This window comes from Aeromonas sp. 11P, from assembly GCF_051920165.1.
GTDB lineage: Bacteria > Pseudomonadota > Gammaproteobacteria > Enterobacterales > Aeromonadaceae > Aeromonas > Aeromonas veronii.
Genome location: NZ_JBQBDJ010000004.1, coordinates 1,780,622 through 1,805,753, shown reverse-complemented (window position 1 = coordinate 1,805,753; position 25,132 = coordinate 1,780,622). Strand labels below are relative to the sequence as shown.

Annotated in this window: 25 protein-coding genes; 13 read left to right on the top strand and 12 right to left on the bottom strand. The window is 57.7% G+C overall.

Features of this window, described 5'->3' with window-relative positions; all coding sequences use genetic code 11:
- Position 1 precedes the first annotated feature (1 nt).
- From ACTG1P_RS08185 to ACTG1P_RS08165, 5 genes are all read right to left on the bottom strand, one after another.
- Positions 2-634: an NADH:ubiquinone reductase (Na(+)-transporting) subunit D gene (locus ACTG1P_RS08185; RefSeq protein ID WP_005338644.1), complete on the bottom strand. Its 633-nt coding sequence runs from the start codon at positions 632-634 to the stop codon at positions 2-4.
- Complete coding sequence (locus ACTG1P_RS08180; protein WP_005358609.1) at positions 627-1,415, bottom strand: Na(+)-translocating NADH-quinone reductase subunit C; 789 nt, start codon at positions 1,413-1,415, stop codon at positions 627-629. Before ACTG1P_RS08180 ends, ACTG1P_RS08185 begins: the two co-directional genes overlap by 8 nt.
- Positions 1,405-2,634, bottom strand: a complete 1,230-nt coding sequence (locus ACTG1P_RS08175) for an NADH:ubiquinone reductase (Na(+)-transporting) subunit B (RefSeq protein ID WP_005338642.1) — start codon at positions 2,632-2,634, stop codon at positions 1,405-1,407. Before ACTG1P_RS08175 ends, ACTG1P_RS08180 begins: the two co-directional genes overlap by 11 nt.
- 3 nt (positions 2,635-2,637) lie before the next feature.
- Positions 2,638-3,981 (bottom strand): Na(+)-translocating NADH-quinone reductase subunit A, encoded by a 1,344-nt coding sequence (locus ACTG1P_RS08170; RefSeq protein ID WP_005349684.1) that lies wholly within the window; start codon positions 3,979-3,981, stop codon positions 2,638-2,640.
- A gap of 435 nt (positions 3,982-4,416) precedes the next feature.
- The gene (locus tag ACTG1P_RS08165) at positions 4,417-4,731 is read right to left on the bottom strand and encodes a BolA family protein (protein WP_064337123.1); all 315 of its coding nucleotides are present in this window, start codon (positions 4,729-4,731) and stop codon (positions 4,417-4,419) included.
- Between the two features lie 204 nt (positions 4,732-4,935).
- Between ACTG1P_RS08165 and ACTG1P_RS08160 the strand changes: the two genes are divergently transcribed.
- The 5 genes from ACTG1P_RS08160 (at position 4,936) to ACTG1P_RS08140 (ending at position 9,812) form a co-directional block, all read left to right on the top strand.
- Entirely contained in the window at positions 4,936-6,069 is a 1,134-nt protein-coding gene (locus ACTG1P_RS08160; protein ID WP_440000972.1) for a methyltransferase, read from the top strand.
- Positions 6,070-6,086: 17 nt separating this feature from the next.
- Positions 6,087-6,671, top strand: coding sequence for a YajG family lipoprotein (locus ACTG1P_RS08155; protein ID WP_005349692.1), 585 nt, complete (start codon positions 6,087-6,089; stop codon positions 6,669-6,671).
- A 2-nt stretch (positions 6,672-6,673) separates the two neighbouring features.
- Positions 6,674-7,261, top strand: a complete 588-nt coding sequence (locus tag ACTG1P_RS08150; RefSeq protein WP_042053243.1) for a peptidylprolyl isomerase — start codon at positions 6,674-6,676, stop codon at positions 7,259-7,261.
- 172 nt (positions 7,262-7,433) lie between these two features.
- A complete protein-coding gene (locus ACTG1P_RS08145) occupies positions 7,434-8,813 on the top strand; it encodes an AmpG family muropeptide MFS transporter (RefSeq protein WP_421308325.1) in 1,380 nt (459 codons plus the stop codon).
- A 156-nt stretch (positions 8,814-8,969) separates the two neighbouring features.
- The gene (locus ACTG1P_RS08140; protein WP_124930042.1) at positions 8,970-9,812 is read left to right on the top strand and encodes a nucleoside-specific channel-forming Tsx family protein; all 843 of its coding nucleotides are present in this window, start codon (positions 8,970-8,972) and stop codon (positions 9,810-9,812) included.
- Positions 9,813-9,919: 107 nt separating this feature from the next.
- Here the strand turns inward: ACTG1P_RS08140 and ACTG1P_RS08135 are convergent, their stop codons facing one another.
- On the bottom strand, positions 9,920-10,402 hold the full coding sequence (locus tag ACTG1P_RS08135) for a YajQ family cyclic di-GMP-binding protein (protein ID WP_005338634.1): 483 nt from the start codon (positions 10,400-10,402) through the stop codon (positions 9,920-9,922).
- Between the two features lie 200 nt (positions 10,403-10,602).
- Here ACTG1P_RS08135 and ACTG1P_RS08130 point away from each other — a divergent pair, with 200 nt between their 5' ends.
- Both ACTG1P_RS08130 and ACTG1P_RS08125 read left to right on the top strand, forming a co-directional pair.
- Positions 10,603-11,556, top strand: coding sequence for a ketopantoate reductase family protein (locus ACTG1P_RS08130; protein ID WP_201952240.1), 954 nt, complete (start codon positions 10,603-10,605; stop codon positions 11,554-11,556).
- A 37-nt stretch (positions 11,557-11,593) separates the two neighbouring features.
- The gene (locus tag ACTG1P_RS08125) at positions 11,594-12,154 is read left to right on the top strand and encodes a DJ-1 family glyoxalase III (RefSeq protein ID WP_194496556.1); all 561 of its coding nucleotides are present in this window, start codon (positions 11,594-11,596) and stop codon (positions 12,152-12,154) included.
- Between the two features lie 111 nt (positions 12,155-12,265).
- Here the strand turns inward: ACTG1P_RS08125 and ACTG1P_RS08120 are convergent, their stop codons facing one another.
- Positions 12,266-12,472 carry a hypothetical protein gene (locus ACTG1P_RS08120; RefSeq protein ID WP_005338629.1) on the bottom strand — a complete coding sequence of 69 codons (207 nt, stop codon included), beginning with the start codon at positions 12,470-12,472 and terminating at the stop codon, positions 12,266-12,268.
- A 131-nt stretch (positions 12,473-12,603) separates the two neighbouring features.
- Between ACTG1P_RS08120 and dinB the strand changes: the two genes are divergently transcribed.
- The 6 genes from dinB (at position 12,604) to rlmM (ending at position 19,219) form a co-directional block, all read left to right on the top strand.
- Positions 12,604-13,659 carry a DNA polymerase IV gene (dinB, locus tag ACTG1P_RS08115; protein ID WP_440002289.1) on the top strand — a complete coding sequence of 352 codons (1,056 nt, stop codon included), beginning with the start codon at positions 12,604-12,606 and terminating at the stop codon, positions 13,657-13,659.
- A 66-nt stretch (positions 13,660-13,725) separates the two neighbouring features.
- Positions 13,726-15,867, top strand: a complete 2,142-nt coding sequence (locus tag ACTG1P_RS08110) for a methyl-accepting chemotaxis protein (protein WP_335865211.1) — start codon at positions 13,726-13,728, stop codon at positions 15,865-15,867.
- Between the two features lie 284 nt (positions 15,868-16,151).
- Positions 16,152-17,072 carry a transcriptional regulator GcvA gene (locus ACTG1P_RS08105; RefSeq protein WP_005338622.1) on the top strand — a complete coding sequence of 307 codons (921 nt, stop codon included), beginning with the start codon at positions 16,152-16,154 and terminating at the stop codon, positions 17,070-17,072.
- Entirely contained in the window at positions 17,065-17,694 is a 630-nt protein-coding gene (locus ACTG1P_RS08100) for an alpha/beta family hydrolase (RefSeq protein WP_440000971.1), read from the top strand. Before ACTG1P_RS08105 ends, ACTG1P_RS08100 begins: the two co-directional genes overlap by 8 nt.
- Before the next feature lie 51 nt (positions 17,695-17,745).
- The gene (locus ACTG1P_RS08095; RefSeq protein WP_005358623.1) at positions 17,746-18,132 is read left to right on the top strand and encodes a DUF423 domain-containing protein; all 387 of its coding nucleotides are present in this window, start codon (positions 17,746-17,748) and stop codon (positions 18,130-18,132) included.
- Entirely contained in the window at positions 18,125-19,219 is a 1,095-nt protein-coding gene (rlmM, locus tag ACTG1P_RS08090) for a 23S rRNA (cytidine(2498)-2'-O)-methyltransferase RlmM (RefSeq protein ID WP_440000970.1), read from the top strand. Before ACTG1P_RS08095 ends, rlmM begins: the two co-directional genes overlap by 8 nt.
- 81 nt (positions 19,220-19,300) lie before the next feature.
- On the opposite strand, the gene ACTG1P_RS08085 is transcribed toward rlmM, so the two are convergent.
- From ACTG1P_RS08085 to ACTG1P_RS08065, 5 genes are all read right to left on the bottom strand, one after another.
- A complete protein-coding gene (locus ACTG1P_RS08085; protein WP_440000969.1) occupies positions 19,301-19,759 on the bottom strand; it encodes a hypothetical protein in 459 nt (152 codons plus the stop codon).
- Between the two features lie 117 nt (positions 19,760-19,876).
- Positions 19,877-20,884, bottom strand: a complete 1,008-nt coding sequence (locus ACTG1P_RS08080; protein ID WP_440000968.1) for an isocitrate dehydrogenase — start codon at positions 20,882-20,884, stop codon at positions 19,877-19,879.
- 159 nt (positions 20,885-21,043) lie between these two features.
- On the bottom strand, positions 21,044-21,844 hold the full coding sequence (xni, locus tag ACTG1P_RS08075) for a flap endonuclease Xni (RefSeq protein WP_440000967.1): 801 nt from the start codon (positions 21,842-21,844) through the stop codon (positions 21,044-21,046).
- Between the two features lie 138 nt (positions 21,845-21,982).
- Complete coding sequence (ppnN, locus tag ACTG1P_RS08070) at positions 21,983-23,338, bottom strand: nucleotide 5'-monophosphate nucleosidase PpnN (RefSeq protein WP_005338611.1); 1,356 nt, start codon at positions 23,336-23,338, stop codon at positions 21,983-21,985.
- Between the two features lie 148 nt (positions 23,339-23,486).
- On the bottom strand, positions 23,487-25,103 hold the full coding sequence (locus ACTG1P_RS08065) for a diguanylate cyclase (RefSeq protein WP_440000966.1): 1,617 nt from the start codon (positions 25,101-25,103) through the stop codon (positions 23,487-23,489).
- Positions 25,104-25,132: the final 29 nt, after the last annotated feature.

The following is a 25,132-nucleotide window of genomic DNA, read 5'->3' as shown; positions in this document are numbered from 1 at the left end:
CTTAATCCTTCGCCTCCACCTGCTTGGGATCCTTGGTGCGAACGCCCCAAATGATCAGACCAATGATGAAGAATGCACTCGGCGGCAGCAGCAGCAGGCCGTTGGGCACATACCAGCCACCGTTGTTCACCAGCGGCAGCAGCTCGATGCCGAACCAGGTGCCGGAGCCCAGCAGTTCACGCACGGTCGCGACACTCAGCAGAATGGCGCCATAGCCCAGACCGTTGCCGATACCATCCAGGAAGGAGGGCAGCGGGGCACTCTTCATGGCGTATGCTTCAGCGCGGCCCATTACGATACAGTTGGTGATGATCAGACCCACGAAGACCGACAGTTGCTTGGAGATGTCATAGGCGTACGCCTTGAGCACCTGGTCAACCACGATAACCAGTGAGGCGATGATCGCCATCTGTACGATAATCCGGACGCTGTTCGGGATCTGGTTGCGGATCAGGGAGATGAACAGGTTTGAGAAGGCGGTGACCGCCATGACCGCGAGGGTCATTACAAACGCAGTTTTCATCTGGCTGGTAACCGCCAGTGCAGAACAGACACCCAGCACCTGCAAGGCGATGGGGTTGTTGCCCAGCACAGGCGTCAACAGCAACTTCTTCATTTCGCTCTTGTCAGCCATTGTTGATTTCTCCTGCACGAACCTTGGCCAGGAAAGGACCGAAGCCCTTGGGACCCATCCAGAAGTCGAAGGTATGCTGTACGCCGTTACCGGTCAGAGTGGCACCGGAGAGACCATCGATCTCGTGCTCGGAGCCCGCCGGAGCATGGCCCTTGATGACGCGCAGCGCCGGCATGCCATTCTGGTCGAACAGTTTCTTGTCCTTGAACAGCGCCTGCCAGGCCGGGTTTTCGATCTCGCCACCCAGACCCGGGGTTTCACCGTGGTCATAGTAAGTGATGCCCTTGATGGTCTGGCCATCAGCGGCAACGGCGACGAAGGCATACATGGTCGACCACAGACCCTGACCGTAGATGGGCAGGATGATGCTGTCGATCTTGCCTTCGGCATCCTTGGCGAAGAATACCGGGATCTGCTTGGAGATCTGACGCAGGCTGGCCTTGTCGTCAGCGGCGGCAAGACGGATGCTGCGGGCCGGATCTTTGGCAGCCTGCTTGGTGTCGAAGTTGTCGGCATCGCCGTCAACAAAGTCACCGGTCGCCAGATCCACCAGACGCGCTTCGATCTTCTCGCCATACAGTTTGGCCAGGTCGCGCTTGGCCACTTCGCTCACATCCACACCGGCTACGGAGAGAATGTTGCTCTGCTTGTCCAGCGCCTTGTTTTCCTGCTGGGTAGAACGCAGGCCCACAGCGGCAACGGATACCACGATGGAACAGGCCAGACAGAGGCCGGTGACCACGCTGACGGTGCCGAGGGTTGAATCTTTATTAAACGCCACGAGCAATCCTCCGCTTGATGTTTGCCTGAGCGACGAAGTGGTCAAACAGGGGAGCAAACAGGTTCGCAAACAGAATGGCCAGCATCATGCCTTCCGGGAACGCAGGGTTGACCACGCGAACCAGCACGACCATTACGCCGATCAGGGCGCCATACCACCACTTGCCTTTGTTGGTAAAGGCGGCGGAGACAGGGTCGGTCGCCATGAAGGCCATACCGAAGGCGAAGCCACCCAGTACCAGATGCCAGTGCCACGGCATGTTGAACATGGGGTTGGTATCGGAACCGATGACGTTGAACAGCAGGGAGGTGGCGATCATACCGATCATCACGCCGGCGATGATGCGCCAGGAGGCGATGCGCATGTAGACGATCATGGCCGCACCCAGCAGGATCATCAGGGTAGAGACTTCACCGATGGAACCCGGCAGGTTACCCAGGAAAGCGTCCATCCAGCTGATAGCCTGGCCGGTTGCACCGTTGATCAGCGCCATCTGGCCGCCTTGGGCCCACTGGCTCAGGGCAGTTGCGCCGGAGAAGCCGTCAACGGCAACCCATACGGCGTCACCGGAGATCTGGCCCGGGTAGGCGAAGAACAGGAACGCACGACCAGCGAGCGCCGGGTTCAGGAAGTTCTTGCCGGTACCACCGAACACCTCTTTGGCCATCACCACACCGAAGGTGATACCCAGCGCAGCTTGCCACAGGGGCAGCTCGGGCGGCACGATCAGGGCAAACAGGATTGAGGTCACGAAGAAGCCTTCGTTGATCTCGTGTTTGCGCACCATGGCGAACAGCACTTCCCAGAAACCACCGACAAAGAAGACGGTGATGTAGATCGGGAAGAAGTGGGTGGCGCCAATCAGCATCTTGCTGCCGATACCGGCAACAGCCGGATCGAGGGAGGCGCCCAGCATGGTAGCCAGGGCATATTGCCAGCTGCTGGCACCAGCAGCCGAGCCCATGTGGGCAATGGCGGCAATCGCCTGGTTACCAACGTTGTACATGCCCCAGAACATGGCCGGGAACACGGCCAGCCACACCATGATCATCATGCGCTTCAGATCGAGCGCATCACGAACGTGGGAGGCGTTGCGGGTAACGCTACCCGGGGTGTAGAACAGGGTGTACGCCGCTTCGAACAGGGCATAGTACTTGGCGTACTTTCCACCCGGTTCGAAGTGGTGTTCCATATTTTCAAGAAGTTGCTTGAAACTCATCGCTTAACCTTCCAGTTCAATCTTGGTCAGGCACTCACGCAAGATCGGGCCGTACTCTGTCTTGCCGGGGCAGACAAAGGTACAGAGCGCCAAATCTTCCTCATCCAGCTCCAGGCAGCCCAGTGCTTGCGCACCGTCGGTATCGCCGGAGACCATGTCCCGCAGCAGCAGGGTCGGCAGGATGTCGAGTGGCATCACCCGCTCATAGTTGCCGATAGGCACCATGGAACGGTCACTACCGTTGGTAGTGGTGGTGAAGTTGATCAGCTTGCCCTTCATCAGATGAGAGAGGGTGGTACGGGTGATAGAGAACTTGTTGGCGCTGGGGTTGATCCAGCCCAGGAACTCTTTCTCGCGACCTTCACCCAGCACGCAAACCTGATTGTGGTAGCGGCCCAGGTAGTCGTGAACACCTTCGGCTTTGGCACCACTCAGGATAGAACCGGAGATGATACGGTTTTCGTCGGCACGCAGCTCATTATTGGTGAGCTGGCTGATGCAGGCGCCCAGACGGGTACGCAGCAGACGCGGCTTGAGCACGTTCGGGCCAGCCAGCGCGATCACCTTGTCAGTGAAGATCTGACCGGTGGTGAACAGCTTGCCGAATGCGATCACATCCTGATAGTTGATATGCCACTGCACCTTGGTGCTGCTGACCGGATCCAGGAAGTGGATATGGGTACCCGGCAGACCGGCAGGGTGCGGACCAACGAAGATCTCTTCCTTGACCTGAGCCAGCGGAGAGTGGGGCAGACTGCCTTCGCCTTTACAGACGTAGACGGCGCCGTCAGTCAGGCGGGTCAATACGGCCAGACCATCGAGGAAGGCCTGCGGCTGTTCCTTGATAATCAGCTCGGCATCAGCTGCCAGCGGGTTGGTGTCCATTGCAGTCACAAAGATGGCGCGCGGGGCAGACGCTACCGCGGGGACTTTGCTGAACGGACGGGTACGCAACGCAGTCCACTGACCTGATGCGACCAGGATCTCTTGCACCTTGCTGCGCTCGAGCTTGGCCAGCTCGGCAGAGGCAAAATGCTCAAACGTCACCTGTTCATCGGAACCGTCCAGGTCGATGACCACAGACTGGAGAACACGTTTGGCACCACGGTTGATCTCTGAAACCACACCGGTGGCAGGAGCTGTGAATTTAACGCCCGGATTCTTCTTGTCTTCAAAAAGATCCTGACCTTTGATGACGCGATCACCTACTTTGACGAACATAGTAGGTCGCATCCCCACAAACTCCTCGCCCAGTGTCGCAACACGGGTGATGGCGGGGCCATCGTAGATTACTTGCTCTGGCGCACCCAGCACGGGGATGTCCAGTCCTCTTTTGATTGTAATCATACTTACTTGCACTACCGTTACGGGAGAGGTTGGTTAGCGCCGAGAAATACATCACGACGGGTGGTTGAATGAGTCGATGTTGTGGTTGTGCCAGGTGGGCAGGCTCAACAATTATTCAACATGCAGGCTCACTCAAAAGCGCTTGAGTTTACCACTTAAGGTGCATTTTCTGCCATGCCAAATGGGCAAAATCCCCGTGCCATCACAAAATTAACCTGCAATGAATAAGCGCCCGACACCTTGTAAGTAGTGGTTTTAAAGGTTTTTTTATTTCGATACCTCGATGGGGGTATTTGCCGTTGCCTCCACTATGAGCAAAAAAGCCTTGATGCCGAAATATACCCCCTTGGATGTAGCCTTTTCGGGGCCAATGGGGGAAATTTGTTTAATTTTTGTTGGCAGGTTCTCGAGGGAAATCCTGTGGTACAACCGGTTTCAGGAGAGCGACGGTTTGCCAACGCAGCTCGGGGTGCGCGGGGCGTGGCCTTTTTCCTGCCACTCGCTCTCTGTGTAGGTATGCAACGCCAGTGCATGAACGGCACCGGCCAGCTCATCGGCCAGTACCGCATTGACCTGACGATGGCGGGCCAGCAGCCGCTGCCCTGCAAATTGCTCGCTGACGATCACCACCTTGAAGTGGCTCTCAGATCCCGGTTCCACACGGTGCATGTGGCTCTCGTTGATCACCTCCAGCACGGTGGGGGAGAGGGCGGCGGTCAGCTTGGCTTCAATCAGTTGTTGGATGGTCATCGGATCGGCTTCCAGAGTGAATGTCGGGCCATTCTATCGGCAGTCGCGGGATGGAATAAGCCCCCGTAAGAGGGAAATCCCCCGTCAGTTGCCCCCTTGATGCGCATCGAACTGGTGAAATTCCTGCTCCTCGCTAGAATAGCGCCACTTTGCGTCGCCCCTGGCGCCTGTATACACGAATCAAGCCGAGGTTGGACTCTTCCTATGCAAACCCTTCTCGACACTCCCCATTGCCAGCTCACGCTCTACCGCTATCCGCGCCAGAGTCAGGAGACTCTGCAAGCCTGGGATGCGGCTGACGAATACCTGATCAACACCCTGGCGGAGTCCCCCCTCGAGCAGGCGGGCCCCGTCATCGTCATGAATGATGGCTTTGGCGCACTGGCCGCCTATCTGCATCCGCACTCCCCCTGCTGCGTCACCGACTCCTACATCAGTGAGCGGGCGACCCTGGCCAATCTGGCCGAAAATGGACTGGATGCGGGTGGTATCAGCTTGCAGGATGCGCTGGCGCCGCTGCCCGATGCCCCTGCTCTGGTAGTGATCAAGGTCTCCAAATATCAGGCACTGCTGGAGCAGCAACTGCTAGCGCTGCGCGAGGTGGTGACACCGGCAACCCGCGTTATCGCTGCCGGCAAGGCGAAGGATATTCATACCTCCACGCTCAAGTTGTTCGAGAAGTATCTGGGGCCTACCCGTACCTCGCTGGCCTGGAAAAAGGCGCGCCTTATTCACTGCGAGCCGCAGGCCGGGCAACCCGCGCTGGCCAACCCCTTCCCGACTGTCTGGCCGCTGGAGGGGAGTGGCATGCTCATCCACAACCATGCCAACGTCTTCTCGCGCACCAGTCTCGATATTGGTGCCCGTTTTATGCTGGACAACCTGCCCATCCACAGTGCCCGCAAGGTGATCGATCTGGGCTGTGGCAACGGGGTGCTGGGTCTGTCGCTGCTCGCCAAAGACAGCGAGGTGGAGGTGACCTTTATCGATGAATCCTATATGGCGGTTGCCTCGGCACAGCTCAACGTCGAGCACAATCTGCCTGATGCACTGCCGCGTGCCCGCTTTATGGTCAATAACTGTCTCGACGGGGTGGCGGTCGGCTCGGCGGATCGGATCCTCTGCAACCCTCCTTTCCATCAGTTACAGGCGATCACCGATCATATTGCCTGGCAGATGTTCAGCGATGCGCACCGGGTGTTGCCTCAAGGGGGTGAACTCTGGATAGTAGGCAACCGTCATCTGGACTATCACAACAAACTCAAGCGCTTGTTTGCCAACGCACAAGTCGTTGCGTCGAACAGCAAATTCGTTATTTTGAAAGCCATCAAACGCTAAAGCCAAAGGAAACCATGATGAAAAAGTCACTCTTGCTGCTGGCCGCCCTGATGCTGGGCGGGTGTGCCACTCATTGGCCGGAGACGGCGCTGCTCAATCCGCAGGTGATCCCCGCCAACCAGCAATACTACTCTGGCAATCGCATCACCATGGAAGGGGTAGACAAGCGTGAGGCTGCCTACGTCTTCTCCATCAAACATAAAGAGAAAGCCCCCGTGCTGGTCAACAGCGAGCGTCCGCTCAACCTGCTGATGGCCGAGCGGCTGGCCGAAGGGCTGCGCAGCCAGGGTCTCGAAGTGGGCAACAGTGGCACCACCAACCTGACGCTGGTGATCTCCAACGCCGCAGTCAATGTGGAAGAGAAGACCTTTACCTATGTCACCAAATCCCGCGTCAGCCTGCAGGTGATCGCTGATTTTCAGGGCAACCGTCTGACCAAGCAGTTCAACATGTCCTCCAGCAAGGAGAGCCCGAGCGAGCCAAGCATGGCCGACCTGGAGTCTACACTGAACCTGCAACTGGGTAGCGTGCTGCAGCAGATCATGGCGGATGACGCGCTGCGCGGTTACCTGAAAGGTCAACCGAACGGTGCAGGGGTCTGATGATGAAAAAACTCTGGTTGCTGGCCATGCTGATCGCCCCGCTGGCGTTCGCGGGCCCGAAAGTCAGAATGGAGACCAACCACGGCAATATCGTGGTGGAGCTGGCGTCCAAGCAGGCGCCCCAGACGGTGAAGAACTTCTTGCGCTACGTGGCTGATGGCAGCTATGACGGCAGTATCTTCCACCGGGTGATCCAGGATTTCGTGGTGCAGGGTGGGGGCTACAACCAGCAGTTCCAGCAGCTGCCGACTTATGAACCTGTGGTCAACGAGTCGCGTGGCGGTCTGCCCAACAAGCGTGGCTCCATCGCCATGGCCCGCACCCAGGCGGTCGACAGCGCTACTCGCCAGTTTTACTTCAATCTGGTCGACAACAATAACCTCAACGCCGGTGGCTCTGCGGGTTATACCGTGTTTGGTCAGGTGGTTCAGGGGATGGAGGTGCTGGACAAGCTGGCTCAGGTACAGACCGGTTACAGCCCCATTCTGCGTGCCAACGATGTGCCTACCAGCCCCATCATTCTGAAGAAGGTGGTCTTGCTGGCTGAAACTCCGGCAGACAAGAAAGTCGACAAGAAAGCGGGCAAGTAACTCTCGCCGGACGCGGTTCGTCACCTCGCCTCGTCAGGTCACAATACAAGGCTCATCCCGTTCGGGATGGGCCTTTTCTCTATCCGGGCTTCTTTTGCCCATCTCTTTGCTCGCCTTGGCTATCTGCCATCAACCTGCCAAAATGACGCACTTTTCCAAAGTCGTCAGGTAGTTGAACATGATCCGCAAACCAAGCTGGAGAGAGTCCCTCGCCGTCTATCTCGAATTTCGGGTGTTTATTCTCTTTGCCATGGGTTTTTCATCGGGTCTGCCGCTGCTGCTGGTGTTCGGTACCCTCTCATTCTGGTTGCGCGAGGCCGATGTCAGCCTGACCGATATCGGCTATATGAGCTGGGTGGCGCTCGCCTATGGCTTTAAATGGCTGTGGTCGCCGCTGGTGGATCGCATGCCGCTGCCGTTGCTCTCCGCGCTGCTGGGGCGTCGCCGCAGTTGGATGTTCTTCTCCCAGTTGTTGATTGCCGCCGCGCTGGTCGGCATGGCGTTCTGCGATCCCAAGACCGAGCTGGCCCAGCTGGCGATGTTTGCCCTGCTGGTGGCCTTTGCCTCGGCCACGCAGGATATCGTTATCGACGCCTATCGCATCGAATCCGCCCCCGAGCGGCTACAGGCGGCGATGGCTGCCTCCTACATGACTGGCTACCGACTGGCGATGATCATGGCGGGCGCTGGCGCGCTGGCGCTGGCAGCCTGGTTTGGCAGCAACAGCGGCTATGACTATCGTGGCTGGCAGATTACCTATCTGGTGATGGCGGGTCTGATGTCACTCGGGGTTATCACCACGCTGTTTTGCCACGAGCCGGATATCGATCTGGCCGAGCAGGGTAAACAACAGGCCGAACGCAAGGCGCAGCTCCTGGAAAAAGGGTGGCCTACTCTGCTGGCGAGTGCGGGGGCCTGGGGCTATGAGGCCGTCTGGTGTCCGTTTGCCGACTTCTTTCGTCGCTATGGCAGCTCGGCGCTGCTGATCTTGGCTCTGATCGCCTGCTATCGGGTTGCCGATGTGGTGATGGGGGTGATGTCCAACAGCTTCTATGTGGATATGCAGTTCAGCAAGACCGAGGTTGCCACCATTACCAAGGTGTTTGGCGTCATCATGACGCTGGTGGGCGCTGCGCTGGGGGGCGTGCTGGTGATGCGCTTCGGCACGCTGCGCATCCTGTTCTTGGGGGCGCTGCTCACCGCCAGCACCAACCTGCTGTTTGCCCTGCTCAATCAGGTTGGTCACAACCTGGAACTGCTGACGCTGATTATCTCGCTGGATAACCTCAGTGCCGGTATTGCTACCGCGGCCTTCGTGACCTATCTTTCCAGCCTGACCAATGTGGCATTTTCGGCCACTCAGTACGCCCTGTTCAGCTCGGTAATGTTGCTGCTACCCAAGTTGCTGGCCGGTTTTTCCGGGCAGGTTGTGGAGCAGATTGGCTACAGCGCCTTCTTTGTCGGAACCAGTTTATTGGGCTTGCCCGTGTTGTTGTTGATTGTGCTTGTCGCCAGAAAAGGGAGTGAGTTGCTCTCAACGGCTGACAAATAGCAAGCGTTTGCGTAGAATCGGGGGTGATTAGATTCACACTTCCGGATAAAGTTCCCGAGAAGTTGTTTCACCCCCAATTTTATTTGATTAGAATCCCTCTCGCTCCTTGTGGGCAGGCTACGGAAAACCTCAACTAACGCACAAGAGACCAATAAAATGGCCAAATTTACCAAGACTCTGATCGCTGCCGGTCTGCTGGCTGCTGCCGCTACCCCGGCCTTCGCTGCTGACTACAGCGGTGATATCCACAAGAATGATTACAAGTGGATGCAGTTCAACGTAATGCACACCATCGACCAGCGTCCTTTCACAACCGGTGAAGAGGACTACAACGATACCTATTTTGAAATGGAATTCGGTGGTCGCTCTGGCCTGTTTGATCTGTACGGCTATGTCGACGTATTCGATATTTTCGACTCCCGCCACAGCAACAAACACCATGGTCAGAACCTGTTCATGAAGTTTGCGCCGCGCATGTCTCTGGATGCTTTGACCGGTAAAGATCTCTCCTTTGGTCCTGTGCAAGAGCTCTACATTGCCAACCTGAACAACGTCGGCGACAAGCAGATGGAAAACCAGATTGGTCTGGGCGCCGATGTGATGGTTCCCTGGTTTGGCAAGGTAGGCATGAACCTGTATGCCCGTCATTCCACAGAGAACCAGTTCTTTACTGAGGAAGAAGGCGACTGGAACGGTTATCAGTTCTCCATGAACTGGTTCAAGCCCTTCTACACCTTCGGTAATGGCAGCTTTGTCTCCTACCAGGGCTATCTGGATTATCAATTCGATCTGGATACTCACGATCGTGCTGACCGTACCAGCGATAACCTGGCTACTTTCCATGGTATCTACTGGCACTCCGATCGTTATGCCGTTGGTTACGGTCTGAAGTACTTTATGGATGCTTATGGTACCAAAGATGGTTCCACTGCATACGATGGTACTCCTTGGAAGAGCACCGGCTTCAGCCACTACTTCTCTGTTACCTACAAGTTCTAATAAAACTTGGGGTACAAAAAACCGGAGCTTCTGCTCCGGTTTTTTTATGGCCGCGATTTAGATAGCGTGGCGCGAGTCATCAAGTGCGCCACGGCTGAGTGGATAAATCAGTCGCGGAAGTTCTGGAACTGCATCGGTTGACCCAGTTCGGCGCCACGAACCAGTGCCATGGTCTCTTGCAGATCATCACGCTTCTTGCCGGTGACACGCACTTCGTCACCCTGGATGGCGACCTGTACCTTGATCTTGGAGTCTTTGATCAGCTTGACCAGCTTCTTGGCGATCTCTTTCTCGATCCCCTGCTTGAATTTGACGGTCAGGTGGAAACGCTTGCCGGAGTGAACGGAGTCACCCACTTCCATGGAGCTGTTTTCGATGTTGCGCTTGAGCAGGGCGCCGCGCAGGATTTCGACCATCTGCTTGAGCTGGAAATCGGCATCGGCTTCCAGTTTTACCTCTTCCTTGTTCAACTCGAAGCTGGCTTCTACCCCACGAAAATCGAAACGGGTGGCCAGTTCACGATTGGCGTTGTCGACTGCGTTCAACACCTCGTTCATTTTGACTTCAGAGACAATATCGAATGACGGCATAGCCGGAGCTCCTCATGTTGCGTTATCGGGGGGCAAATCTACCAGAAAACGGGCAAATTTGCTGATTTTGATGGGGTTGCTCTGCTAGAATCCCCTGCGCGCAGGACGGGTGGACCCGTTAGTGTCCACCAGCGATATCTTCACTTATCCCCGGTAACAGGTTGAGAGGATTGCAACCCTTACCCTGACAGAGTCACACCATGCCAAGCGGATTAAAAAATTCCCGACAGCCCGTTATTCCACCCGTTACTCCGAAGTGGTCACTGTTGGGTTGTGGCGCCCTCGGCGGCGTTTTTGCCTCCCTGCTGACCCAGAGTGGTCAATCTACCCGTGTCTTGTTGCGCGAACATCATAAGTCCACGCTCCATCCAGGGATCGATTTCACCTCGCTGGAGGGGCATGTCCAGCTGCTCAATATCGAGCGCGGGTTTGTCAGCAAACCCGGCAAGATCCAGCGTCTGCTGGTGATGACCAAGGCCAGTCAGGTGATTGCCGCACTGACGCCGCTGGTGGGTAAGCTCGATGCCGGCGTGCCGATCGTGCTGCTGCACAACGGGATGGGCATTGCCGAGCAGGTGGTCGAGATGTTCCCGCACAATCCGGTGATTGCCGGTGTCACCAGCCATGGCGCCATGCAGTGCGGCCATTTTGTCTTCCGTCATACTGGCAAGGGGGAAACCTGGCTTGGTCCGATCAACGATGCCGCCAAAGCCCATGCCGCGCTCGCGGACGAGCTGGCGCTGGCACTGGGGCAGGCTGGCTGGGATGAGCAGGTATTGACGCGCCAGTGGCAAAAGCTGGCCATCAACTGTGCCATCAATCCCCTGACGGCTCTCTACAAGCTGAAAAATGGCGAACTGGCAGGCCCCCGTTTTGCCGATGCCCTGCAGCAGATCTGCGTGGAAGTGGCGGATGTGATGTGCGCCGAAGGAGTTGCAACCACGGCAGAGGAGTTGCAACGCCGGGTGATGACAGTGGTGGAACTGACCGCTGACAATTACTCCTCTATGTATCAGGATATGGAGCTGGGACGCGAGACCGAGATTGAGGCCATCACTGGTTTCCTGCTGGCCAAGGCTGCTCGGCATGGCATTGCCGTACCGGTCAATCAGGGTCTCTATCAGGCGATCAAAGAGAAGAGTCAGGCCGTCTGATCCGTTACATGGCAGAGCAAGCAGCAAGGAGGCGAACGTGAGTGTACTGGTGCTGGTGGCCCCCGGGTCGGAAGAGATAGAGACGGTCGCGATTGTCGATACCCTGGTGCGCGCAAGTATCGAGGTGGTGCTGGCCTCTTGCTGCCCTGCCGGATCCCGGCAGGTAAAAGCGTCACGCGGGGTACAGCTGGTGGCCGATTGTCATATCGACGAGCTGACCCGTCGGGACTTTGAAGCCATCGTGGTACCCGGTGGTCTGCCCGGCAGCGAAGTGATCCGCGATACCCCGCTGGCCATTGATCTGCTCAAAGAGCAGGCCGCTCTTGGTCGCTGGCGCGCTGCCATCTGCGCCGCCCCTGTGGTGGTGTTGCAACATCATGCTCTGCTGGGTGATGCCATCGTCACCTGTCATCCCGGCTTTCAGTCCCGACTACCGACATCGCAGCTGTCAAGTGAGCGGGTAGTCAGGGATGAGGCTCATCGCCTTATCACCAGTCAGGGGCCGGGCAGTGCCATCGAGTTTGCGCTTGAACTGATCCGGATGCTGCGTGGGGATGAGGTGGCGGCCACTGTCGCTGGCCCTATGGTGCTGCCTTGAGCGCACTCTGTTGCTGAATCCAGCTGGCCATACTTTGAAAAACGGGCCCCGGTCATCTTGATCGGGGCCCGTTTGTTATCTGCCGTTGTCGGTCACGCCATCTTGTCCGGCTCAGTAGTCATACTGTGAGCACTGTTTTTTGTTGTACTCAGTTTTCCAGCGTGCCAATTCTTGCTCTGTGCCGAGCTTGTCCCCTTTCTTGATGGCCTGTTCCAGTATCTCAATCCGGTCGTACAGCCAGCGGCACTCTGCTGTCGGGTTGTTCTTGCCGATGCCGGTCAACGGCAGCAAACAGAGTCCCAGCCAAAGATATTTCATCCCGAACGCTCCTTGTCATTGTGGTAGTAAAGGTCTCCCTGGAGTCTACTATTTTAGCCGCAACGAGAGAGATAGAGCTGCGGTTATCCTTGGGGTAAGATGATGCCATGTCTGTTTATTTATACAGTGGTATGCGCAAGATCATCCATATCGACATGGACTGCTTTTTTGCCGCGGTGGAGATGCGGGACAATCCTGCGTTGCGGGAGGTGCCGCTAGCCATCGGTGGGGCCTCCGAGCGGCGCGGCGTCATCTCGACCTGCAACTATGTGGCGCGCCGGTTCGGTGTGCGCTCCGCCATGCCGAGCGCACTGGCGAAAAAACTCTGCCCGCCGTTGGTACTGATCCCGGGGCGAATGGCGGTGTACAAGGATATCTCCCGTCAGCTCAGGGCCATTTTCCTGCGCTATACCGATCAGGTTGAACCGCTGTCGCTGGACGAGGCTTACCTCGATGTGACCCACAGTCGCTGTTGTGGCGGTAGCGCCACCCTGATGGCACAAGAGATCCGGCAAGCCATCGTCACCGAACTGGGATTGACCGCCTCGGCCGGAGTGGCCCCCAACAAGTTTCTCGCCAAGCTCGCCTCGGAGCAGCGCAAGCCTGATGGTCTGTTTGTCATTCGTCCCGACGAAGTGGCCGAATTTGTTTGCCAGTTGCCCCTCGGCAAACTGCCTGGGGTGGGGCGCAAGACTGCCCAGCGGCTGGAGGCGCAGGGGCTTTACACCTGTGAGGATGCGCGGGCTTTGTCGGCACAAGAGCTGTGCAGCCGTTTTGGCAAGCTGGGGGAGATGCTGACGACCCGGATCTGGGGGCTGGATGAACAGCCGGTGCAGGCGCACCGGATCCGCAAAACCATCGGGGTGGAGACCACCCTGGCGAACGATGTTTGTGACGAAGCCGCTTGCCTGACGGTATTGCAGCAACTGTTGCCGGAGCTGGAGCGGCGATTTCAGCTGGCGTGTCCTGCCGAGCAGGTGATGGGGCAGGGGATTAAACTCAAGTTTGCCGACTTCCACCAGACCACCGTTTATCGCAGTCAGGGTGGCTATCAGCCAGCCCTGTTCGTTCCTCTACTCAAAGAGGGGCTACAGCGGGCGCAAGGGCGTTCGGTTCGTCTGCTGGGCTTGGTGGTGGGTTTGCCAAAAGAGGGTGAAGTTAATCAACTCTCGCTGGATTTGCTGTGAGAGAGTTAAGTTTTTGTTTATAAAGTCGATAATCTATCCATATCTATATGACGTAGGAATATTGGTATGAGCGCTCTTTCTGTCCAGGGTCGGATTACCCTGATCGCCGGTTGCTGTCTGTTGGTGACAGCCGCCGCTCTGGTTGCCTCTTCGATTTACAACGCGAACAAGATGCAACAGCAGGTGCGGCAAGCCACCATGCACGAGGCGCAGCAGTCAGCCGAGAACTGGATGAAGGCGATGGGTTCGGAGCAGGCGGCCAAGGTGACAAGCTATCTCGATGAAGCCTATTTCCGCGCCAGTTTGCTGGCCGAGAGCGTGTTGTTCCAGCGCAAGAATGCGGCCGAGAACTTTGTCCATTCGGAGGCGCTGCGCAGCGCCGTCAATCAGCAACTGCACGATGCCGTTGCCTCATCGACCAATCTGCTTGGTGTCTATGCGGTGTTCGAACCTGATCAGCTGGATGGGGAAGACAGCAACTATCAGGGCTCCACGGCGCTGGGTTCCAACGACAAGGGGCGTTTTTCCAGTTACTGGGCCTATGACAACGGCAAGATAGAGCCGGAAGTGCAGAATGAGGATGTACTGGCCGATGAGAGCCCGACCGAGGCTGGTGGCATCGAAAACGAGTGGTATCGCTGCAGTATTCGCACCCGTGCCCTCTGCCTGCTGGAGCCCTATCTGGACGATGTGGGCGATAAACAGATATTGATGACCTCGGTGACGGTCCCGCTGCTGGAGCAGGAGACCTTGCTGGGGATGGTCGGGGTCGATATCTCGCTGGCCACTTTGCAGAGTCTGGTCAGTACCATGGACAAAGAGCTCTATGACGGCAAGGGCAGAATCTTGCTGGTCAGTCACGAGGGGCGCGTGGCGGGAGCCGATGAGTTCGATGTGACCATGGGGCGCGGGCTGGATCAGAAGTATCAGGGGCTGGCCAGCGAGCTGAAAGGCTGGCTCAGTCAGGGTCAGGAGCTGACTCGCTGGAGCAGCGACGGCGCCCTGTTGCAGACCTTTGTCCCGGTATCTATGCGTGGCACCGACCGTAAATGGGGCATCTACATTGAATTGCCACGGGCCGTAGTGCTGGCCTCGGCCCAGCAACTGCAAGATGAGCTGGCCAGTGAAGCCAATCGCAGCGTGGTCTCGCAGCTGTCAATCGGGGGGCTGATCTCGCTGGTTGCCCTGAGTTTTATCTGGTTGATGGCGCGCCAGATTGTGGCGCCCATCCGCGCTGTAGTTGCCCGTCTCAAGGATATCGCCAGTGGTGAGGGGGATTTGACCCAGCGTATCGAGATCCAGCGGCAAGACGAGATCGGCGAGCTGGCCAAGTGGTTCAACAGCTTCCTCAACAAGTTGCAATCCACCATCAGTCAGGTGATTGATACCGTCTCCGGTACGCGCAACAGTGCCGAGCGGGCCGCGCAGGTGGCCGAGCGCACCAGCAGCGGCATGCAGGCCCAGTATCAGGAGATCGATCTGGTGGCGACGGCATTTGAAGAGCTGAGCGCCACGGCGTTGCAGGTCTCCGGTAATGCCGGCTCGGCGGTGGCAGCTGCCAACACCACTGATGCCGCGGCGCAAGAGGGCAAATATGTCGTTGCCGACACCCAGGAGGCGATGCGCAAGCTGATGACCATCATCAACGATGCCCAGCCGGTGGTGGAGCGACTCTCCGCCAACAGCGACAACATCAACGATATTCTCACCGTGATTCAGGGAATTGCCGAGCAGACCAACTTGCTGGCGCTCAATGCGGCCATCGAGGCTGCGCGGGCCGGTGAACAGGGTCGTGGCTTTGCCGTGGTGGCCGATGAGGTGCGTAATCTGGCCGGTCGCACCCAGAATGCCATCGTCGAGATCCAGACCCTGATCAGCCAACTGCAATCCGGTACCGGCGCCGTGGTCAAGGCGATCCGCGATGGTCACGGACAGGCTGACGAGACCCTCGCCAAGGTGGATCTCTCCGTGCAGGTGCTGGAGCAGATTATCCAGTCGGTCTCCACCATCCATCAGATGAACGAGCAGATTGCCCGGGCGGCGCAGGAGCAGAGCCGGGTGGCGGACGAGATAAACCGCAACGTCAGCAACATTCGCGATGTGAGCCACACCATTCGGGCTGAGGCGGCGACCTCCGCCGAAAATGGTCGCGAGCTCTCTGCGCTGGCGGACAAGCAGCAGCAGCTGGTGGGGCAGTTCAAGGTATAGAAGGGATGAAAAAAGGCGCCATCCAGCTGGAGGCGCCAAACACATTCAGATGACAGACTGGGTCAAACCGGTGAGATTTGAGCCCCTCTTCCCGCAGAGGAAGAAACACAACACCACAATCACAGTCGAAAGACTCACTAAAAACACATGTAAACCAACACGTAGTAGAAAATGTGAGCCATATGACGACTGATTGCTGGGCGAATTATGTTTATTCACTGGTCGACCCGCAACCGACAAATTATAATGCGCCCCATTAGAAAAACTCATCGTCGGCTGGTGTCATGTCTCGTCGTTTACCCCCGCTCAATGCCCTCAAGGCCTTTGAAGCAGCGGCTCGTCACTTAAGCTTTACCCGCGCAGCAGAAGAGTTGTTTGTGACTCAGGCTGCCATCAGTCACCAGATCAAGGCGCTGGAGGAGTATCTTGGCATCAAGTTGTTCCGCCGCAAAAACCGCTCCTTGTTGTTGACCGAAGAGGGGCAGGGCTATTTCCTGGATATCAAGGACATCTTTGCCTCCATCTCAGAGGCGACCGACAAGCTGCTGGCTCGTAGTGCCAAGGGGGCGTTGACTGTCAGTTTGCAGCCGAGTTTCGCCATCCAGTGGCTGGTGCCGCGGCTGGTCAAGTTCAGCGAGCGCCACCCCGATATCGACGTGCGGATCAAGGCGGTCGACCTCGATGAAGGGTCGCTCACCGACGATGTAGATGTGGCCATCTACTACGGGCGCGGCAACTGGCCGGGTCTGCGCTCGGACAAGCTGCATACCGAATACCTGATCCCGGTCTGCTCCCCCTTGCTGCTGACCGGGCCCAAGCCACTGCGTACGCCGCAAGATTTGACTCTTCATACCCTGCTGCACGATACCTCCCGCCGCGACTGGAAGGCCTGGTTCCGCCAGCTCGATATCGATGCACCCAACGTCAATCAGGGGCCCATCTTCAGCCACTCAACCATGGTGATCCAGGCGGCGATCCACGGCCAGGGGGTGGCGCTTGGCCACAGCGTGCTGGCACAACCCGAGATTGAGGCCGGCCGCCTTATCTGCCCGTTCGAGCAGGTGCTGGTGAGCAAAAATGCTTTCTATCTGGTGTGCCAGGAGCAACAGTCTGATCAGGGCAAGATCGTTGCCTTCCGTGACTGGATGCTGGAGCTGGTGGAGCAGGAAGAGGCGCGTCGCAGGGCAAGGCTCGCCGATGCCTGAGGTGATCCGCGAGGGGGCAATTGATGCCCCCGTTCGCATTTTGCTGGCCCACGGAGCGGGTGCAGGGATGGATCATGCCTTTCTTGCAGAGTTGTCACGCCTGTTGGCTGGCCCCGACATCGAAGTGGTGCGCTTCAACTTTCCCTACATGACCAGGCGAGCACAGGATGGCAAGCGACGCCCGCCGGACAGGGCGCCTGTGCTACTCGCCCATTGGCGTGACATGATCCGCGAGTTTGCCCATCCACGGCTGTTTCTGGCAGGCAAGTCGATGGGCGGGCGGATGGCGGTGGAACTGTATCGTGAAGGCGAGGGTGAGATGAATGCTGCAGGATTGCTCATTCTCGGGTATCCTTTCCACCCTCCGGCCAAGCCCGACAGCTGGCGAGGCGAGGTACTCAAGCATATTGCAGTGCCAACCCTGCTGTTGCAGGGGGAGCGCGATACCTTCGGTAGTCGCGCCGAACTGGCCGATTTCCCCTTCTCACCCGCCGTATCGGTCCATTGGTTGACCGATGGTGATCATGGTTTCAAACCGCGTAAAGCCAGTGGCGTGAGTGAGCAGGAGAATATGCAGCATGCAGCGGCGGCCATCAGCCATTTTGTGGCTCGGCACGGATAGCACTATAGGGTTGGTTTTATTGCCAGCCGTGATGAGAGAGGGAGAGTGAGGATGCAGATCCATCGACATTGGCTGATACTGGCCGGTCTCTTCGGGTTAACGGCCACCATGCTGGGGGCTTATGGCGCCCATGGATTGGCGGCGACCGGCATTACGCCCGAGCGTTTGGCGGCGTTCAATACCGCCGTGCAATATCAGTTTTTTCACGCATTGGCCCTGCTGGTTCTGGGCTGGTGTGGTGTGCGCAGCAGGGTGATCCACCTGGCTGGCACCGCTTTTGTGCTGGGGATCATCGGATTCTCCGGCAGTATTTACGCCATGGTGCTGCTTGGCAGCAAGGGGCTGGGGTTGATTACCCCGGCCGGTGGCCTCTGTTTTATGTTGGGATGGGCGGCTTTGATCTGGGCCGGCTGTCGTCTTGGAGGAAAAAATGAATAATCTGCTGCTTTATTGCCGCCCCGGTTTTGAGAAAGAAGCGGCTGCAGAGATCACCGAGCGTGCCGGTAACATGCAGTGCTACGGTTTCGCCCGGGTCAAGGACGACAGCGGTTATGTGATCTTCGAACTGTATGACGAGGAGCAGGCGGACCTGCTGGCTCGCAAGCTGCCGTTCCGGGAGCTCATCTTCATTCGTCAGATGTTGGTGGTGACCCATGAGCTGAAGGAGCTGGATGTCGCGGACAGGATCTCCCCCATCATCGAGGCGGTGAGTGACTACACCATTTGCGGCGATCTGTGGGTCGAAACAGCGGATACCAACGAAGCGAAAGAGCTGTCGGCCTTCTGCCGCAAGTTCACCGTGCCGCTTCGTCAGGCGCTGCGCAGTAACGAGATCCTGACCAAGAAGGAGACGCCAAACCGTCCAGTGTTCCACGCCTTCTTCATGGCCAATGATCATGTGTTGCTGGGTTACTCCTACTCCTTCAACAACTCCGGATTCCATATGGGGATCCCGCGCCTGCGCTTCCCGGCCGATGCACCGAGCCGCTCCAGCCTCAAGCTGGAGGAGGCGTTTTACGTGTTCGTGCCGCGGGAAGAGTGGGATGTGCGTCTCTGCTCCGGCATGAAGGCGGTGGATCTGGGGGCTTGCCCGGGTGGCTGGACCTATCAGCTGGTGCGCCGTGGCATGATGGTGACGGCGGTCGACAACGGCATGATGGCCCAATCCCTGATGGATACTGGTCAGGTCAAGCATATCCGGGATGACGGTTTCGTCTGGCGTCCGAGCAAGAAGAACACCTACTGGCTGGTGTGCGACATGGTCGATAAACCGGCGCGGGTCGTTCACATGATTGCAGACTGGTTCCGTGAGGGCGACTGCCAGGAGGCGATGTTTAACCTCAAGCTGCCGATGAAGAAGCGTTATGCCGAGTCGGTGCACAATATCGAGGTATTGCGCGAGATGCTCAAGGAGATCGACAACGCGTTTGTGATCCAGGCCAAGCAGCTCTATCACGATCGGGAAGAGATCACCGTGCATGTTTACAACAAGTACTGGGTTTCCAAACTCGAGCCCAAGGCGTGATGTAGCCGTTTTGTCCTTACGATAAATACCAAGGCCGACAGGGAAACCTGTCGGCCTTTTGCTATTCGGGGGTTTGGAGAATCAGAAACGGTAATCGAGGCGCAGGGAAGATTCGTCGTCGGTCACCTTGATCTCGATCTGCAGCGGGATGGTTTTGTCGACCGGATTGAATTGCATCTTTATCCCGTCTCCTCTCAGCCTGAGGGCGGTGTTCATGCCGCCAGCCTTGAACTTGACCTTGGGTCTGAAGCGTTCAACCGACAGACTGACGCTCTTTTCCGGGGTCAGATTGAGCTGCGGGTAGGAGGTGATCTTCTGGTTGCCGAAGTTGTCGGTGGAGACCTCTATGCCGAACGAGAGGGGCTTGGGGGCTTTCAGCAGATCGTTGGTATCCAGGCTCGAGCGCCATACCTCGGTGGCAGTCCGTTTTTCCTGCTGCGGCAGCTTGGCGGTTTGGGTCTGTTGATCCTGCTCAAAAGCACTGGCAGTGCCACACACCAGCAGCAGACCCGACACCAGATAGCACTCGTATCCCTTCATGAAAAACACTCCCTGTTCTTCTTCTCTATTGAACATAGTTGCTGTTTGGGGAGTGGCAAAGGATTCGGAAACATAAAAAAGGGAGCCGAAGCTCCCTTTTTAAATCAATGAATTAACTCACAGCCGATCGATGATTGCCTGGGTGAATTCGCTGGTGGAGGCCGTGCCGCCCAGATCTCGTGTGACCCGATCACCGGATTCGATGGTGGCTCGTACTGCCTCGAGGATCCGCTCGGCCTTATCCTGCATGCCGAGGTACTCCAGCATCTGGATGGAGGCGAGGATTACCGAGGTCGGGTTGGCAATGTTCTTGCCTGCGATGTCGGGCGCAGAGCCATGGACCGCCTCGAAAATGGCGGCGCCATCGCCGATGTTGGCACCTGGCGCCATGCCCAGCCCGCCGACCAGACCGGCGCAGAGATCCGAGAGGATGTCGCCGAACAGGTTGGTAGTGACCATGACATCGAAACGCTCCGGATACATCACCAGGTTCATGCAGGCGGCATCGACGATCATCTCTTCGCTCTGGATATCCGGGTAGTGGCTGGCGATTTCACGGGCCACTTCGAGGAACAGGCCGGAGGTCGACTTGAGGATGTTTGCCTTGTGGATGATGGTGACCTTCTTGCGCCCTTCCTGACGAGCCAGCTCGAAGGCGAACTTGACGATGCGCTCGGCCCCTTCGCGGGTGATGATGCTCATCGCCTCGGCACTCTTGTTGTCATCGCTGCGCTTCTGACCTGCACCCGAGTACATCCCTTCGGTGTTTTCACGCACAGTGATGATGTCGATGTTGTCGTAACGGCTTCTGGTGCCCTTGAAGGAGATGACCGGACGCACGTTGGCGTAGAGGTTGAACTTCTTGCGCAGGGAGACGTTGATGGAGGTAAAACCGCCGCCGACCGGCGTGGTCAATGGCCCTTTCAGGCTCACCTTGTTCTTCTCAATCAGATCCAGGGTGGCCTGGGGCAGCAGCTCACCATGCTTCTCGAGGGCAACCAGACCCGCATCAGCGTATTCGTACTCAAAGTCACAGCCCGCATGGGTCAGGATCTGGATGGCTGATTCAATGATGCTGGGGCCGATGCCATCGCCGGGGATCACGGTAATTTTTCTTTTGGACATGAGAGGGTTCCACTTCCAGGGTATAGGGGAGGATGGGGCTGCTTTATAGCATTTACTCAGCAAACCAACCACATTCCTTTACATTCTACTCACTTTTATCAACAGCGAGGGTGAGTCTCGTCATGGTTCACGCCCTTGCCTGCATTTTTGTTCGGCACTTTAGTCTGGCTGGGGCGGGTAGCGGATGTCCCGCAGGTTGAATCCCAGCACAATATCCCGCTGCAAGCGCACCAGCCGCTGGGCCAGCAGGGCCTCATCCTGATGCTGGCGCAGCTTGAGCAATGGCTTGGCGGCGTCCTCTTGCTGGCAGGCTTCGAGCATGGCTGCCAGATTGCCATATTGCTGCAACAGCTGGGTGGCGGTCTTGGGGCCGATCCCCGGAACCCCCTTGATATTGGAACCGCTGATACCGGTCAGGGCCCAGAAGTCGACCAGCTGAGCAGGGGCTACCCCATATTGCTGCTGGACGAAGGCGGCATCCAGCCAGCGCTTGTTGAAGTAGTCGCGCACCCGGATCTGCGGGCAGATCAGTTGGCAGAACCCCTTGTCGGTGGAGATGATGGTCGCCTGATGGCCATGGCTGGCGATGCCGCTGGCGAGGGTGGCGATGAGATCATCCGCTTCATCGGTCTCGGAGAGCAGGGCATCGACCCCGCACTCCCAAAAGGCATCCTGCAGGGTTGCCAACCCCTCACGCAGTTCGGGGGGCATGGGGGTTCGCCCCGCCTTGTAGGCCGGATAGACCTCTTTGCGCCAGCTATGCACCTCGCCATCAAACACGGCAATGACATGGGTCGGCTCGCTATTGGCCAGCAGCTTGCGGCAGGTATTGATAAGGTTGGCGCGGGTTGCAACCAGCGCCTGGGCAGGTGTCAATGCCTGCTGGGCCTGTACCGCGTGCAGACGGCGAATGAGGTTGAGGGCATCGATGATGAGCAGGTGTGGCCGGATAGTTGACATGGGGCACTCTTGGCGGTCGGGACGCCCCATTGTAACAAACCGCTCGCCTTATGGGGGATTGATGGCGGTCGGGAAGGTATAGCGCCAATAAAGAGGGGCGCCGATGCGCCCCTCTGTCGATGATGTGGCTGTCGTACCCTAGCGGACGATTTCGTAGCAGGGCACATACTGGCTGCCCGGCAGCTTCATCCGCTGCTGCTTGACGAAGCTCTCCAGCAGCTTGTCCATCAGGTGCATCAGCTCCTTGTCACCGTGCAGTTTGAAGGGGCCTTTCTTCTCGATGGCGCGAATGCCCCCTTCCTTGACGTTGCCGGCGACGATGCCGGAGAAGGCACGACGCAGGTTGGCGGCCAGCAACTGGGGCGGCTGGTTGCGGTGCAGATCCAGACTGGCCATGCTGGCGTGATCCGGTTCGAAGGGGAGCTGGAACTCCGGCTCAATCTTGAGGGACCAGTTGAAGGAGTAGGCATCGCCGACCGATTTGCGGTATTCGCGGATTTTCGGCATCGCCTCTTTCATCACTCTGGCCACTTCCGGTGCATCGCCGACAATGATCCGGTAGAGCTTGGTCGCCGGTTCACCCAGGGTCGCCTTGATGAAGTCGTCGATGGCACGGAAGTAGTCGGCACTCTCTTTCGGGCCGGTCAGGATGATGGGCATCGGCTGCCGCTCGTTGGCCGGATGCATCATGATGCCGAGCAGATAGAGCAGCTCTTCGGCGGTGCCGACCCCGCCCGGGAAGATAATGATGCCGTGGCCCAGACGCACGAAGGCTTCCAGCCGTTTCTCGATATCCGGCAGGATCACCAGCTCGTTGACGATGGGGTTGGGCGGTTCGGCCGCAATGATGGAAGGCTCTGTGAGGCCGATGTAGCGCCCGTTGCGCACCCGCTGTTTGGCATGGCCGACGGCGGCCCCCTTCATCGGGCCCTCCATGGCACCCGGACCGCAACCGGTACAGATGTTCAGCTCACGCAAGCCCAGCTCGCTGCCCACGGCGCGGGTGTACTGGTACTCGATCTCGTTGATGGAGTGGCCACCCCAGCAGACGATCAGGTTGGGATCGGCGCCGGGCAGGATCACCTTGGCGTTGCGCAGGATGGCGAACACCACGTTGGAGATATGAGTGGAGTTGGTCAGATTGACCTGGCGGTTGGACTCGAGCTGATTGGAGACATAGAGAATGTCGCGCAGCACCGAGAAGAGGTGCTCCTGAATGCCGCGAATGATCTCGCCATCGACAAAGGCGTGCTCGGGGGCATTGAACAGTTCCAGCTTGACCCCGCGCTCGCGCCGGATCACATGAATATCGAACGATTTGAAGCGCTCCAGGATCTCCTTGGAGCTGTCGGTATGGCTACCGGAATTGAGCACTGCCAGCGAGCAGTTGCGAAACAGTTGATAGATATCGCTGGAGGCAGTCTGCTTGAGGCGATCCACCTCAAGCTGTGACAGCAAATCCATGCTGCCGACGGGATTGATGTGCGTAATCATAGGTTCCCCTTTACTCACTTGTTATCGTTGTGTTTTTCCCTGGGGAGAAAAGGGGACGCTATGTTGCATCCCCTGAGATCGATAGTAGTGGTAACAGAGGGTGGAGGGAAATAGGGCGACGACTGTTCGCTGTTTTTTTAGTCGCTTGTCAGGCCAGTGTCACTTGATCCCGACCGGTGTTCTTGGAGTGGTAGAGCGCCTTGTCTGCTCGTTCAAAGACATCTGACGGGTTGTCCCCATCCTTGAACAGGGTTGCGCCGATGGAGATGGTGATCTCCACCTTGGCATCGCGAAAACGGAACGGGATACTCTTGATGGTCTGGCGCAGGGTCTCCAGCGGCTTCTGGAACTTGTCCGGGTTGATGTTGGGCAGCAACACCACGAACTCTTCCCCACCAAAACGGGCGATGAAATCTGTGTCACGCAACGCACTCTGCAGCGCCTTGGCGACTACTTTCAGCGCCTTGTCACCCGCCATATGGCCGTAGTTGTCATTGATATTCTTGAAGTGATCGATGTCGATGATCGCCATGCAGAGCGGAGTGCGGTAACGAAGCCAACGTTTGTACTCCTGCTCCAGCCGTTCATCGAGGGCGGCCCGGTTGTGTACCTGAGTCAGGCTGTCGAGGAACAGCTTGTGTTTTTGAATGGTCAGCCGCTTCTTGTACTCGGCGGTCTCCTCCTTCATCAAGCGCAGCTTGGACTCCATGGTGGAGAGGCGGGTGAGCAGGTGACGCTCCCGCGCCGCCGTGCTGTCACGCTCTTGCAGCAGCAGGTTGATGGCGCCCATATGGCCGGAGATGGCGCGCTTGAGCGCATCGATGGAGTTATGGCTGGCCAGTGAGTGATCGATCGCCTGCAACTCGTTGACCAGCGCCTCGCGGGTCTCTCGGGTTTCGTTTTGCAGCGCGCGCCCCTCATCGAGGGATTCGGTAAACCCGACATGTACCGCGGACAGGCTCTCGTTGAGGGAGCTGAGGAAGGCGCGGGAGGCTTTGCGCTCCTCACGGGTGCCTTCGATGATGAGCTCGATCACCTGCAGGCAGGTTTCCGCCAGCAGGGCAGGGTTGATCCCGATCAGCAGCTGACGGCGAATATCGCTCAGGCTCTCGCCGATGGCGCCGGCAAAGTCGAGTTCGGTGATAAGTCGCTGCAGCTCATCGGCGATGCGAGCGTGATCCTTGAGATCAAACGGGTCGACATCTGGCTGACCATCGTTGCTGGCAGTATCGCTTTCTTGTTGAGTTGCACCTGACGGTGCCAACAGGGGCTGACTTGGCAGCAGCTGGATCTTGATCGCCTGCTGGTAGAACTCCAGCAGCTTGATCACCTTCTTCTGGTGATCGGCAATGCCGTAACCGGCGGGACTTGCCAGAAATTCCTTGAGGGACTTGCGGGTCTCTTCCGGGAAGCCCTTGATGGTTTTCAGCTGTTTGGAACCAAGATCGATGGCGGTCTGGGTCAGGGTGATCGACTCTTCCAGCGCATTGCTGTGCTGCTGCAGCAATTTTTCAATGGCCAGCAGGTCGGCGTCCAGCGAGGTAAATGCGGGATTGTTATCCAGTTTCTGCTTGAGCTTGGCGAAGCGATTGTCCAGCTCGCGGTCGAAGCCACGGCAGGAGAGCATCAACTTGTTGATAAACTGGATGCCGCGGGCACGCTCTGCATCGGAAAACGACAGCACGCCGTCGAGTTCCAGCTGTTTCTGCTGAAGGGATTCCCTGAGTCTTGCCAATTGTCCTGCTACGGCAGCGATGTCATTCATTATCAGGTCGCCCTGTTGTCATTATTGTT